General features: G+C 63.5%; 13 protein-coding genes and 2 pseudogenes. 6 read left to right on the top strand and 9 right to left on the bottom strand.

The annotated features are described in order from the left end of the window. Positions 1-47: 47 nt before the first annotated feature. On the top strand, positions 48-521 hold the full coding sequence (locus M0765_RS13520; protein WP_258504124.1) for a GFA family protein: 474 nt from the start codon (positions 48-50) through the stop codon (positions 519-521). Between the two features lie 99 nt (positions 522-620). On the opposite strand, the gene M0765_RS13515 is transcribed toward M0765_RS13520, so the two are convergent. Next, on the bottom strand, positions 621-911 hold the full coding sequence (locus M0765_RS13515) for a hypothetical protein (RefSeq protein ID WP_258504123.1): 291 nt from the start codon (positions 909-911) through the stop codon (positions 621-623). Positions 912-1,081: 170 nt separating this feature from the next. On the opposite strand from M0765_RS13515, the pseudogene pyrF reads away from it, so the two are divergent. From pyrF to M0765_RS13490, 4 genes and pseudogenes are all read left to right on the top strand, one after another. Further along, positions 1,082-1,860: pseudogene (gene pyrF, locus M0765_RS29430) on the top strand (orotidine-5'-phosphate decarboxylase). Between the two features lie 302 nt (positions 1,861-2,162). Continuing rightward, positions 2,163-2,981, top strand: coding sequence for an MFS transporter (locus M0765_RS13500; RefSeq protein ID WP_258504121.1), 819 nt, complete (start codon positions 2,163-2,165; stop codon positions 2,979-2,981). A 34-nt stretch (positions 2,982-3,015) separates the two neighbouring features. Beyond that, entirely contained in the window at positions 3,016-3,363 is a 348-nt protein-coding gene (locus M0765_RS13495) for a hypothetical protein (RefSeq protein ID WP_258504120.1), read from the top strand. A gap of 188 nt (positions 3,364-3,551) precedes the next feature. Next, positions 3,552-3,896 (top strand): DUF6896 domain-containing protein, encoded by a 345-nt coding sequence (locus M0765_RS13490; protein ID WP_258504119.1) that lies wholly within the window; start codon positions 3,552-3,554, stop codon positions 3,894-3,896. 65 nt (positions 3,897-3,961) lie between these two features. Here M0765_RS13490 and M0765_RS13485 read toward each other — a convergent pair whose 3' ends face one another. Continuing rightward, positions 3,962-4,906 (bottom strand): DMT family transporter, encoded by a 945-nt coding sequence (locus M0765_RS13485; RefSeq protein WP_258504118.1) that lies wholly within the window; start codon positions 4,904-4,906, stop codon positions 3,962-3,964. Between the two features lie 321 nt (positions 4,907-5,227). On the opposite strand from M0765_RS13485, the gene M0765_RS13480 reads away from it, so the two are divergent. Further along, positions 5,228-5,725, top strand: a complete 498-nt coding sequence (locus M0765_RS13480; protein ID WP_258504117.1) for a hypothetical protein — start codon at positions 5,228-5,230, stop codon at positions 5,723-5,725. Positions 5,726-5,856: 131 nt separating this feature from the next. Here the strand turns inward: M0765_RS13480 and M0765_RS13475 are convergent, their stop codons facing one another. The 7 genes and pseudogenes from M0765_RS13475 to M0765_RS13445 form a co-directional block, all read right to left on the bottom strand. Further along, the gene (locus tag M0765_RS13475) at positions 5,857-6,801 is read right to left on the bottom strand and encodes an SMP-30/gluconolactonase/LRE family protein (RefSeq protein WP_258504116.1); all 945 of its coding nucleotides are present in this window, start codon (positions 6,799-6,801) and stop codon (positions 5,857-5,859) included. 58 nt (positions 6,802-6,859) lie between these two features. Further along, a pseudogene (locus M0765_RS13470) lies at positions 6,860-7,746 on the bottom strand (amidohydrolase family protein). Between the two features lie 10 nt (positions 7,747-7,756). Continuing rightward, positions 7,757-8,719, bottom strand: a complete 963-nt coding sequence (locus M0765_RS13465) for a tripartite tricarboxylate transporter substrate binding protein (protein WP_258504115.1) — start codon at positions 8,717-8,719, stop codon at positions 7,757-7,759. A 58-nt stretch (positions 8,720-8,777) separates the two neighbouring features. Continuing rightward, positions 8,778-9,704 (bottom strand): NAD(P)-dependent oxidoreductase, encoded by a 927-nt coding sequence (locus M0765_RS13460; RefSeq protein WP_258504114.1) that lies wholly within the window; start codon positions 9,702-9,704, stop codon positions 8,778-8,780. Further along, entirely contained in the window at positions 9,701-10,390 is a 690-nt protein-coding gene (locus tag M0765_RS13455; protein WP_258504113.1) for an RraA family protein, read from the bottom strand. Before M0765_RS13455 ends, M0765_RS13460 begins: the two co-directional genes overlap by 4 nt. A 32-nt stretch (positions 10,391-10,422) precedes the next feature. Continuing rightward, positions 10,423-11,433, bottom strand: coding sequence for a Bug family tripartite tricarboxylate transporter substrate binding protein (locus M0765_RS13450; RefSeq protein WP_258504112.1), 1,011 nt, complete (start codon positions 11,431-11,433; stop codon positions 10,423-10,425). Between the two features lie 129 nt (positions 11,434-11,562). Continuing rightward, positions 11,563-12,474 (bottom strand): LysR family transcriptional regulator, encoded by a 912-nt coding sequence (locus M0765_RS13445; RefSeq protein ID WP_258504111.1) that lies wholly within the window; start codon positions 12,472-12,474, stop codon positions 11,563-11,565. Positions 12,475-12,496: the final 22 nt, after the last annotated feature.

Genomic DNA, 12,496 nt, shown 5'->3' with positions numbered 1-12,496 from the left:
AAAGATGTCGCCTCGCGTCATCGAAGAATTGAACCAGGAGCTTCAGGATGCCGTTTGTTCTTGACGGTGGCTGCCTCTGCGGAGCGGTCAAGTTCCGCGTCAAACAGGCGCCGCTTAGAACCCTTGTTTGTCACTGCACTTTCTGTCAGCGGATGACGGGCTCCTCGTTCTACGCCAACTCCGTATTCCCCGTCGAGGCAGTCGAGTTCAACGATGGCGAGATACGCAAGTACGAGCACACATCGGATGTAAGCGGGAAGAAGGTCTATGTCGAGTTCTGCCCAACTTGCGGAACGACCGTCGGCCTTACCTTTGAGCGCTGGCCCAATCTGCGCGCACTCTCTCGGGGCTGCTACGACAACCCCAATGCGGTGGAGGTAGCGGCGAACATTTGGACCCGCTCGGCGCAATCGGGCGTCGCCCTGCCTGCTGAGATTGACTGCTTTGCGAAGGCAAGGCTGACCCCCGAAGGGCAGCCGGAGCATCCTGCCAAGTATCCAGTACCAGTCATGGCCCGGTAGTAGCTCAACGATGCTCGATGTCCCATTAGCGCTTGGTGGAGGTTCTCGCCGATTGGTCGATTACAGGGCCAAGGCCGTTCCTGCATCACGCCAGTGGCGCTACATCCCGGTTCCGTTCGCGTTCTTCTCGCGCGGCTGGTTGCTGTCTGACAACTGCTCCGACGGCGGGCCGAGTGCCCCGCTGTCAGCACCCGCGCTTTTTGAAGTCCCGCCGCGCCGGCTGTTGTTACCAGTGCCTGAGTAGATCTCATCGTCGTCGAAATTAACTTCGTCTTCCGCTCCGGGGTCACCGCCGCTCACTCGGCCGTGCGACGGCGGATTGGGGCCATGAGGGCCGATGGGGTCGAGGCGGCCCGCCTCGTCACCAGGATCTTGTGCTCGCTTGGGCATGCCTGCTCCTTTTCATCATTTCGGCAAGAAGCCAAGATTCAATGCTCGTGGCGATGCCGTGGCGTGGGCTAAACGGGATTGCCGGTGTAGGAATTGCGCCCAGGTATCGGGGTCTTGGTCATTGACGCACCTGGCCGGCGGCGGCGTCACCTGTATGGTTGAACGTTTCGATGTCTCGACCTCAACGGCTCGTTACGGCCAGAACCGGTCATCCAAACGAACTCTTCACTTTGCGCACAGTGATGTCACAGAAGAACAACATTGTCGTGTCGCTTGACTTCGACTCGGCCACCGGAGCATTGGAACTGGTGGAGCAACTCGGAGCGTTGGCTGGGTTCTACAAAGTCGGCCTTCAACTGCTAACTGCTGCAGGCCCAACCGTGGTTCGAAAGCTGATTTCAGGCGGCAAGGAAGTATTTCTCGACTTGAAGCTCCACGAAATACCTACGTCGGTGGCCGGTGCGGTATCAGCGGCCGGTGCTTTGGGGGTATCTATGGTCACCGTTCATGCATCTGGGGATCCGCTGTGCTGCGGGCCGCAGTGCAAGCCGCTCGCTCGTACCCAAAACTGAACGTCCTGGCGCTGACGGTCATCACAAGCTTGCGAGACGAGGACCTCACGGAACTGGGCTTGAACTCCACGGTCCCAGAGCAAGTCGTTCGACTCGCCAAGCTGGCCGCTACGACCGGCTGCCACGGGGTGGTCGCTTCAGCCCAAGAGGCGCGGCTGCTCCGCGGACTCCTCCCGGCGGAGATGCTCATCGTTACCCCTGGCACGCAACTTCAAACCGATGCGAAGAATGACCAGGCACGAGTGGCCACACCCTTCGACGCAATACGTTGGGGCGCGAGCCACATCGTCATTGGACGTTCCATCTCTCGCTCAGCGAATCCCTCCGAGACGTTCGCTGTCATCCAGGCGCAGGTGGATGAAGCTGCCTCCTCGTGACCGCTGCAGCAGCGAGGCGTGACTCTTCTGAGTCCGAAGCTCTGCCGGTCGCAACCGGCTACATTCGGCCAAGAGCGGCCCTTCGCCAGTGGGGCACAATTCCCCCATTCGAGCTCACCCGCTCACTGAGCAGCGATCCACCTGCTCATCACGTCTCCAGGCTTCACGAGGACTGGCGACACGTTGAACTCCTGTTGACCCAACGCGAGCGATTGAAGCCGTGCAACCGCACCGTTCCGTGATCAGGTCATCCCGGGCTCTCCGAGGAATTCGAGAGCCACGAGTCAAGGAGTTCAACAGCAATGTCCTCGCAAGCTCAGGAAGCCCCGCCTCTTTCGGTCCTGATTGCTCTTTCTGCACTCGCGGTCCTGCCGATCAACATGTTCGTGCCCTCACTGCCGAGCATCGCCAAGGACCTCGACGTGGAATTTGCTGTGGTCAACGTCGCCATCGCCGGGTACGCCTTGGCCACCGCGCTCACACATCTGATTGCGGGCACCCTCTCGGACAGGTTTGGACGGAAGCCTGTGGCGTTGATCGCAATGGCCATTTTTGTGGCGGCCTCCATCGGCTGCAGCTTAGCGGTCGACATTCGCACGTTCCTCTTGTGTCGTTTACTCCAGGGCGCGGTGATCGCGGGATATGCGGTGTCCCTTGGTTCCATTCGCGACACCTCGGACGAGCGTGCAGTGGCCAGCCGGATCGGCTATGTTTCTTCTGCTTGGGCCGTGGCTCCGATGATCGGGCCGGTCCTTGGTGGAATGCTCGATTCGCGCTTCGGCTGGCGCGCAAACTTCATCGCGTTCGCACTCCTCGGTATCGCCGGTCTGTACCTGGTGGCGTTTCATCTGCCAGAGACGAACCGTCACCCATCAAAATCCGTCGTGCTGCAGTTCAGGGGGTATGGCGAACTACTGCGCTCGAGGCAATTTTTCGCACATGCTCTTTGCATGGCCCTCGCCTCGGGGACGCTGTATGTCTTCCTCGGGGGCACCACTGGTCGCAGCGCAACGCGGCGACACGTCTGGCATGGCGCTTGGCTTTTACATGGGACTGGTCCCTGCCGGCTTCATCATTGGGAGCTACGTTGTTGGACACGCCGGTTCCCACCGACCCTCTAACGAGCTTATTTTTGCAGGCCGTATCCTCACATGCTTGGGCCTTCTGATTGGCCTCGGTTTGGTGTTTGCCGGGGTGACCCACCCGCTTGCGTTTTTCGGTCCGTGCGTGAGCATCGGCCTGGGCAATGGATTGACGATGCCCGCGGCAAATGCCCGAGTACTTTCACTTCACCCAGATCTTGCGGGGACTGCGTCGGGATTGGCGGCGGCTTTGACTGTGATCGGCGCCGGCATCATTGCCTTTTCCTCGGGACTGGTGATCAATGCGTCAAACGCACGCGTTGCAGTACTCGGCGCAATGCTGACAACTTCATTGCTGTCACTTGCGGTTGCTGCGTTCATCGCCTATGCGGACAAGGCCGGCGGGGTGGGCCAAGCGTGATGTCGCCAAAGAGCACGAAGCCGCCGAAAAGCTGTCTCCGACCGTCTTGGTCAAGAACGTGCCGCACAGTTCTTCCAAATGACTGCTTCGGGGCAGCGGCGCTGTTCGCAACGAACCCCTTTGCACCGACTGGTCGTGAGGCTAGAGTCGGCCAAAACCGGACGCTCAACTCATTGACTCACCAGCCTATGAATGATGGCCTGATAGAAGAACTGGTCCAGTGGCAGCGAAGACTTAGTGAGGCGCTGCTGCAGCGTTGCCCCGAGGTGCAGGGGAATAAATGGCTCCTCGGCGTTCAGATAGCTGAGGATCTCGAAGTTCAGGGCGAGCGTTGGGAAGCACAGAAACACGGAGCTGGCGTGGTCTTCACCCGGCGAGCTCCAGCACCCCACCTCGTCGTCGATATGCACGTGGTTGTCAGCGACCCGGAGGTAATTGACCCTTGGCGAGTACAGCAATTCGCCGAATCGAAGGGCCAGCCTTTGAGTTATGACGAAGCCGAGTCCCTGCTTCGCCGATCATCGGTGGGTTGACAGCCCTCGGCCCGAACCAGACATTCAACCGCACCGCCCAGTTGCTGTGCCCTCGTCTAGCTAGTTCATCGATCGAGGCCGACCTCGACGCGCCTACTGCGGGTGGGCAATGTCATTGCGATGACGCCGACCAAGATGCACGCCAGACCGAGCCACGCGGTGGGGGCCAGCCGTTCGCCAAAGAACGTCACGCCGATCGCGACTCCGATCGGTACCCTCAGGTAAGCCTGCGCGGAGGTCGACATCGGGCCCAGCGTGCGGATGAGCCGGAAGTAGATCGTGAAGGCCAATGCGGTCGAGAACACGGCGAGCGCCAATACCGCCAGCACCGACTCGGCAGCAGGGGTCAATGTCCAGGGCCTGTCTACGATCAGACTGGCGGGCAGCAGAACCGCCGCGCCGCTCAGCAGCGAGCCTGCAGCCGGCACCATCGGGTCAAGGCCTCTGAACATGCGTCCGAGCGTAGCCGCACAGGCGTAGCAGACGGCGGCTGCGACCAGGGCCAACTGCGCGAGCAAGGAGCGCCCGAGCCCACCTAAGGCTTCAAAGCCCACGATCAGGCAAATGCCCGCCAACCCTGCGCCCACGCCTACCAGCCTCAGCAGCGAAGATTTCTCTGCGCCTTGTAGGCCAAGACCAAGCAGAAAGATGAAGATGGGCGAAGTCGAGTTGAGGATGGTCGCGAGGCCTGCACCCACGCTCCGTTCGGCCCAGGCGATCAGCGTAAAGGGCAGGACGCTGTTGAAGCATGCCTGCAACATGAAACGTCGCCAGCTCGCCGCATCGCGAGGTAGCCGCACGCCGCGCAGCCGCAGTACAGCGAGTAGCAGCAGGCCGGCGACAAGCGTGCGCGACGCGATCAGTGTGAGTGGTGGAATGGTCGCCACACCGATCTTGATGAAGGTGTACGAAGCGCCCCAGAGGGTGGCAAGCAGTGCGAGCAATGCCCATTCTGTGGCCGGCCCGGGCCGGCACGCGTTCGGGTTGGTTTTGAGGGTGTTGATGCGCATGGTGCGCCGATGATCACAAGCAAGGGCTTCCTACACTTCGCTGGCGAGCGAAGCGTGCAATGGCGGCCAGTTTGCTCGTGCTCGGTCGGGCAGCGCCCGTGGTCGAAACAGCGCCTTCGCGCACGTCCCTTCAAAGGCGCGGCGGAACACATCGCAGATGGGGTACGACCATTGGCCGCTTCTACTGGCGCGAAAAACCGCTCTGGGCCCAAAGCTCCGAGGCTGCGACCGGCTACATTCGGCCACAACCAGACCTTTCGGCCAGGAGCGGCCTCTCGCGATCACCACCAACAAGTGAAGAGCCCAGTCAATAAGGTTTAGATGAGCACGATTCAATATGAGCGGGCATTGGCCCTGCTTGAAGCACCCGAGAAATACCCCGGGCTAGCGCCGAGAAAAGGGATCGCGCTACTGCGCGTTTGGATGTATCCCTCGTTTAGGCCATGCGCCGCATGGTCCATCCTCGAAAGCGGTAAAAGCTTCTTCGTCCGTCGAGTCGTATGGGACCAAGTCCCGACTGTTGATTCTCAGCCAATCACTTTCGGTGCGGAATCACCCGTGGTCGAAGAGAGCTTCAGCGGCCTGTTATCCGAGCTTCGGACAATGCAACTCTCGCCTTTTGCTTTGGCTTCAACTATCGGAATCGATGGCACCTCCTACGGAGTAGAGGTTGGCGGCTTTGGAAAATCTGGGTTCATGAGTTGGTGGGGCAAGCCGCCGGTTGGGTGGGCACCGCTTGAAGCTTGGCACGCACGCGCCATCAAACAACTCGAGTCTCTGCTCCCATCCAGCACGAGTGAGCTACCTACCTCTGAGTGACCGCTTCGGAGCGCGGCGTATGACTGCAGTGGGCCCACACCAGCCGTACGCTTTGCTCCAAAGCAGCCCCCGGATCAAGAATTCAGCATTCTTGCAACAACCGCCTCCAGCACGCCAGCTCAAATCAACCATCAGTATTTCTCTGCTTGCTGCCCGGGCAGCGGCCCGCGATGCAATGCGACCCCAGGCGTATCCAGCACCAGCTTCAGCACATTGCCGTGGGTGGAGTCGGTCACGAAGAGCGTCGCTCTGCCGGGCCCGCCGAACGCGATGTTGGTCGTCGACGCACCGGCCGGGCCGCGCAGCACCATCACAGGTTCCGCGCGCTGGTTGAGCACCCACACGTAGCCGAGGCCAGGATTGGCGACCAGCAGGCGCCCCTGTGTGTCGACCGCAAGTCCATCGGGGCCGCTGGGGCCGTAGGAGGTAAAGAACTGGCTCACCTTGGCCACGCTGCCGTCGGGCAGCAACGGAACGCGCCAGATGCAGTTGCCGCGCGTCACCGCGAGATACAGCAGCCTGCCATCGGGGGACAGCGCCACGCCGTTCGGACTCGGCACGTTGGAGAGCAGCAGGTCGAGCTGCCCATTCGGGCGCAAGCGATAGAGCCGGCCCGACGGATCGTGCAATCCGCTCTGGCCCTGGTCGGTGAAGTAGATGTTGCCCTCTGCGTCGAGCACAAGATCGTTGACGCCCTTGAAGCTCTCGGTGTTGCGCCGCTGCCGGTGCGGCGTGACATGGCCGGTGCGCACGTCGACGCGCATCAGTCCGTTCTTGTAGTCGGTGACGAGAAGCGTGTGCGCGTCGATGAACTTCATGCCGTTCGGCTCGCCGTCGTACTCCGCAACCTGCGTCCATTCGCCCGCGGCGTCTATGCGAAAGATCCGGCCAAAGGGAATGTCCGAGACGTAGAGATTGCCGGCGTCGTCGAACACGGGGCCTTCGAGAAAGGAATCGGTGGGTTGGCCTCCGCGGTTGGCGTCGGCCCAGGCGCTCCGCTCTTGCCGCCGGAAGATGCCGGGCATGGTGGTGAAGGTCTGGAGCTCCAGCACCTGGGGCGCATGCAGTAGGTACAAGTCTGTCTCCTTGAGGGCCTCGGCCCCACAGGTTTAAAGGGGCGGTCTGCCCGGCAAGTCAGCCGGCCGCAAAGCCGTAGAGCTTCACGGGGTTGTCGACCAGGATGCGGCTGCGCACCGCCACGCTCGGGCACCAGGCCGCGAGCACATCGGCCAGGTCGGCGTCGTTCACGGTGTTGGGATTCTCCGTGGTGTGCGGCCAGTCGCTCCCCAGACCAGGCGCTCGGGTGCCGCTTCAACCAGCGCCCGGCCCATGGCAGCGCAATCGCGATAGGCCGGTGCGCCGTCGCGCGAGCGCATGTACACGCCGGAGAGCTTGACCCAGGTGTTGCCTGCGTCGAGCAGTCTCCGCATGGCCGTGTAGGCCTCGCCATGGACCCCCTCGGCCGGATCGATGCGGCCGATGTGGTCGATGACCAATGGCACCGGAAGCGCCGCAAGCACGGGTGCGAGCTCGACCAGTTGCTCCGGCTGCATAAAGACCTGGACGTGCCAACCCAGCCGAGCCGCCTTTCCCGCGAGCGTGATGAGCATCTGCGCGGTGGTCGTACCCCAGGACTGCGGCGTGACGAAGTTCACCCGCAGGCCGCAGATGCGGCGCGCGGCAAGACGGTCGAGCTCTTCGTGGGAAACATCCTGCCCGACGACGGCAATGCCGCGCGCGTGCTCGCCCAACTGCGCCAGCGCGTCCAGCGTGCAGGCGTTGTCGGTGCCGTAGGTCGAAGGATTGACGACCACTGTGCGCGTGGTGCCAAGCCGCCGCTGCAGCAAACGATAGTCGCCCACTTCGGCTCGCGGCGGCTGGCGCTTCCAGTGCTTCGATGCGGCAAATCGCGGATCGAAGATGTGCATGTGGCTGTCGCAGGCGTCCGGCGGAAATGCGAGCACGGGCCGGTTCAGTCCCACCGAATGAGGAACCGGCTGCGAGAGCGGGTTGGCGGTCATCGACGACGGCTCAGTCGAGCTTGATGCTGCCCTTGCGGATCACGTCCGCCCACTTGGCATCTTCCTTCTTCAGGAACTCGGCGAACTCGGCCGGCGTCGAGCCCACCGGCTGCACGCCCACGTCGACGAAGCGCCGCTTGACCTCGTCCTCCTTCAGCACCTCGACCACGGCCTTGTGGAGCTTCTCGGCGACAGCGGCAGGGGTGCCGGCGGGCAGCAGCAGGCCATTCCATTCGTACGCCTCGTAGCCGGGCGCGACGGTCTCGGCAATGGTCGGCACGTCGGGCAGGCGCGGCGAGCGCTGCGGCGACGACACCGCCAGCGCGCGCAGCTTGCCGCTGGACACCAGCGGATATGACGCGGCGATGGTGCTGAACATGAAGTCGACCTGTCCGCCCATGGTGTCGACGATGGCCGGGCCGCCGCTCTTGTAGCCGACGTGCACCATGTCCAGACCGAGCCGCTGGCGCAACAGTTCAGCTGCAAGGCGCTGCACGGTGCCGCTGCCGCCAGATGCGAAGTTGATCTTCCCGGGCTCCGACCTGGCCTTGTCCGCTAGATCCTTGATGGTCTTGACGGGCGACTCCGCGCGCACGATGACGATGTTGGGTGCCAGCGCGACCAGCGCCAGCGGCTGCAAGGCGTTGGCGGCGAACGGCATGCGCGGAAAAAGGTGCGGGTTGATCGAGTACGGCGTTGCGTCGTACAGCACCGTGTAGCCGTCGGGTGCGGCCTTGGCGGCAAAGCTCGCACCGATGGTGCCGCTGGCGCCTGGCTTGTTGTCGACGATCACGCTGGTGCCGAGCTTCGCGCCGACGCGCACCGCGAGCACCCGCGCGAGCGCATCGGCGGAACCGCCGGGCGCATACGGCACCACGAGCGTGATGGGCCGCTCCGGAAAGGCGGCCTGCGCAGACGCGGCGGCGGCAAGAAGGCAGGCGCCGAGCATGCGCCGGATGGTGTTGTGAATCATGGGTTCCTTGCGATGTTCAAAAAGCGGGCGGCGCATTCATTCGCGCAGCTCGGCAGATTCAGTTGGTCGCGGCCTGGCGCGCGAGCACCTGCAGCAAGTTCTTCGCGGCACCCACGCCCATGTTCACATAGGCATCGCCGGTCACGCCGCCGATGTGCGGGCTCAGCACAATGCGTTTTTCGCCCTGGAAAGGGTGGCCGGGTGCCATCGGTTCGACCGCGAAGCTGTCGAGCCCGGCCATGGCGACCTGGCCCGAGCGCACGGCTTCGAGCAGGGCATCCTCGTCGATCAGGCCGCCGCGGGCCGTGTTGACGACGATCACCCCGCGCTTGCATTGCGCCAGCGTCTGTGCGTTGAGCAGGCCCCGGTTGTCTTCCGTCAGCGGGCAGTGCAGCGAGATGGCGTCGGATTCGCGCCAGAGCGTGGCAAGGTCCACCGCTTCGACATGGGCCGGCAGATTTTTGGCGAACGGGTCGAACCCCAGCACGCGCATGCCGAGCGCATCGGCCGTGCGCGCAAAGCGCATGCCGATCGCACCCAGCCCCACCAGGCCGATGGTGCGGCCGCCGAGCTCGAGGCTCTTGTGCGTGGCCTTGTCCCAGTGGCCGGAATGCATGCGCGCGTCCAGCGCCACCACCGACTTGGCGCAGGCAAGCAGCAATGCCAGGGCCTGCTCGGCGACGGCTGCGGCGTTGGCGCCTACCGCCGCGACCACCTCGATGCCGCGGACGCTCGCCGCCGCCTTGTCGATCGTGTCGGTACCGCTGCCGTGCTTCGATATCACCTTGAGCGATGGAGCGGCGTCCATGACGGACGCGCCCACTTTGCCGTAGCGCACGATGATGGCCACCGGATCATGCGCGCGGCACAGGGCAACCAGGTCTTCCTCGGTCGGTGTCTTGCCCGCGTAGACGACCTCATGCCCCTCGAGCAGTGCGAGAGCTTGCGGCGCCAGGTCGGCGCCCGTCACGATGATGGCGCTCACAGCGTCTCGCCTTCTTTCAGCACGCCGGCGGTGCGCAGCGCCGCATCGAGCCATTTGGCGGTGGTGTTCCCCTCCTTGATGGCAGCGATGCGCGCGGCCTCGTCTTCGACCTTCTTCTTGGCAAGCGGCAGCAGGGACTCGATCTTCTCGCGCTCCACCACGACCACGCCGTCACCGTCGCCAATGACAAAGTCGCCGGGGTTCACCGTGACGCCGCCGATCGACACCGGATGGCCGATGCGCCCGCCGATGTTCTTGGTCGGGCCGTTCGGATTGGTGCCGACGCAGAAGACGGGGAAGTCCATCTCGTCGATCTCGCCGCTGTCACGGCATGCGCCGTCCATCACGACGCCGGCGATGCCGAGCTTCTTGCACGCGGTCATCATGATCGTGCCCATGAGCGCCGCGGTCTGGTCACCCTTGCCGTCGATCACCAGCACGTCGCCGGGCTTGGCCATGGCGATGGCGGCGTGGATCATGAGGTTGTCGCCGGGGCGCACTTCCACCGTGATGGCCGTGCCGGCGAGCTTCATGCGGGGACGCAGTGCCTTGATGCGGCCGTCCACCGCACCGCGGCGCCCCGCCACGTCGGCCAGGATCGCCGGTTGAAAGTGGGCCGCCTGGGCCACGATGTGCGCGGGCACGCGTTCGAAGTTGCGAATGATGTCGGGAAGATCGGAAGGCATGGCGTTCTTTCGGATGCAAGAGATGAAAGTGGTCAGTCGACCTTGGCGCCGGATTCCTTGACGATCTTGCCCCAGCGGCCGATGTCGTCATGGATCAGCTTGGCGAACTGCTCGGGCGTTCCGCCGAGCGCATCGGCACCCTGGCTGGCGAGCTTTTTCCTGACCTCCGGGTCCTGCAGCGCCTTGTTGAACGCACCGTTCAGCTTGGCGACCACGTCCTTCGGCAAGCCCGCCGGCCCGGCAACGCCGAACCAGGTGACGGCTTCAAAGCCCTTGAAGCCCGATTCCGCAACGGTGGGCACCGACGGCAGGTCCGCGGTGCGCTTGGGCGAGGTCACGGCAAGGGCGCGCATCTTTCCGTTCTTGACGTAGCCGATCAGCGTCGGCACCGACGACATGTACATCTGGATCTGCCCGCCGATCAGGTCGGTCGAACCTTGCGCAGCGCCCTTGTACGGAACGTGCGTAAACTTGACGGCTGCCGTCTTCTGGAACATCTCGGTGGCGAGATGCGCCACCGTGCCGCTGCCGGAACTGGCGTAGTTCAGCGACTCGGGCTTGGCCTTGGCAGCGGCCACCACGTCGGCGAGCGTCTTGTAGGGCGAGTCCGCAGCCACCACAAGGACGAGCGGCGCGCTTGCAACCTCGACGATGGGGGTCAGGTCCTTCTCGGGGTTGTAAGGCAGCTTGGCGTAGAGCGTGGGGTTGATCGCCAGGTTGCTGGTCTGGCCCAGCACCAGCGTGTAGCCGTCGGCGGGTGCCTTGGCTGCGGCATCCACGCCCAGGTTGCCGCCGGAGCCGGGCTTGTTGTCGATGATGATCGACCATCCGTTCGCAACGGCCACCTTGTTGGCAACTTCACGTGCAATAAGGTCGGTGCCGCCGCCAGCCGGAAAGGGAACGATCAGCTTGATAGGGCGCGATGGATACGCCTGTGCGGACGCCGTCGAGTGCGCCATGAGCGTTGCACCGGCAAGTAGCGTGATGGCGGCGATGCCGATGAGGCGGCGCGAAGCAGCCGCCGTGAGGGCGCGATGTGGCATGAACTTGTCTCCTGTTTGGCCCACCCTGCTCGATTGCGGGCGGTGCGTTCAGTAGAGGCAAGTATTCGGCGCTGGGCCTATTCAGTCCAATCGATAGTTTTTGAAGATCGATAGATCTGGCTTTTGGTATCAGCCCGGCGGCGAGTCGGCGTATTTCGCCAGCAAGCGGATCAGCCGTTGGGCTGCCGGGGACACATAGCCGCTGTCGCGATAGGTCACGACCATGCGGCGGCGCATGGTCGTGGCCGGCAGCTTCACTTCGCGCAAGGCTGCGCCGGAACGCCCCGCCTGCAGGTGAAGACGCGAGATGAAGCTCAGCAGGCCTGTCTCGCCGATCAGTGTCGGCAGCATCAGCAGCATCGTGCTCTCGACCTGCACCACAGGCCGGTGAATGCGATGGCGATCGAAGGTCTGGTCGAGCCAGTCCCGCGTCGGGGCCCCAGGGGGCTGGAGCACCCATCGATAGCCCGCCAGGTCCTTCAGGCTCGGCTTCGGCTTGTCGAAGATTGGGTGCGTATTCGATGCGGCGACCACGATCACGTCCTCGGCCAGATTCTGCGAGGCGAACCCGGGTTCAGCAGCGCCTTCGGTGCCGACCATCAGGTCGATATCGCCGGCGCGCAGCAGCGGCTTCAGGATGTCAACAAGCGCCACGGTGGTCCGCAAAGTGACCTCGGGTGCCTCGCGCATCAAGTCGCGCGCGGCCGGAGGCAACAGGAACTGCGCGGCCGTCGGAACGATGCCGATCTTGATGTTTCCGGTCAGGCCCCTGCCGATGTCGTTGATTTCGCGGCGCGCGCTTTCCACATCGAAGCGTGTGCGCTGGGCCCATTTGAGAAGCGCCTTCCCCGCACTGGTCAGGCGGATGCCGCGTCCTGTTTTCTCGAAGAGCAGCGCGCCGCACGCTTCTTCCAGCCGCCGTACGCAGCTTGTCAGCGCCGGTTGCGTGCGGTGCAGCCGTTCGGCCGCGCGCCCCATGTGCTCGAGCTCGGCAATGACTTCAAAGTACTGGAGGTCGCGCAGGTCCAGGATGAACTCCAAGAATTTATTCGAAGACTACAAC

The organism is Variovorax sp. S12S4 (assembly GCF_023195515.1).
Taxonomy (GTDB): Bacteria; Pseudomonadota; Gammaproteobacteria; order Burkholderiales; family Burkholderiaceae_C; genus Variovorax.
This window is presented reverse-complemented; position numbering and strand designations above follow the sequence as displayed.

Excerpts from the sequence above, each read along its gene's own strand:
- M0765_RS13465 (WP_258504115.1), bottom strand. The coding sequence starts at position 8,719 with ATGATTCACAACACCATCCGGCGCATGCTCGGCGCCTGCCTTCTTGCC.
- M0765_RS13480 (WP_258504117.1), top strand. The coding sequence starts at position 5,228 with ATGAGCACGATTCAATATGAGCGGGCATTGGCCCTGCTTGAAGCACCC.
- M0765_RS13515 (WP_258504123.1), bottom strand. The coding sequence starts at position 911 with ATGCCCAAGCGAGCACAAGATCCTGGTGACGAGGCGGGCCGCCTCGAC.
- M0765_RS13520 (WP_258504124.1), top strand. The coding sequence starts at position 48 with ATGCCGTTTGTTCTTGACGGTGGCTGCCTCTGCGGAGCGGTCAAGTTC.
- M0765_RS13450 (WP_258504112.1), bottom strand. The coding sequence starts at position 11,433 with ATGCCACATCGCGCCCTCACGGCGGCTGCTTCGCGCCGCCTCATCGGC.
- M0765_RS13490 (WP_258504119.1), top strand. The coding sequence starts at position 3,552 with ATGAATGATGGCCTGATAGAAGAACTGGTCCAGTGGCAGCGAAGACTT.
- M0765_RS13455 (WP_258504113.1), bottom strand. The coding sequence starts at position 10,390 with ATGCCTTCCGATCTTCCCGACATCATTCGCAACTTCGAACGCGTGCCC.
- M0765_RS13485 (WP_258504118.1), bottom strand. The coding sequence starts at position 4,906 with ATGCGCATCAACACCCTCAAAACCAACCCGAACGCGTGCCGGCCCGGG.
- M0765_RS13500 (WP_258504121.1), top strand. The coding sequence starts at position 2,163 with ATGTCCTCGCAAGCTCAGGAAGCCCCGCCTCTTTCGGTCCTGATTGCT.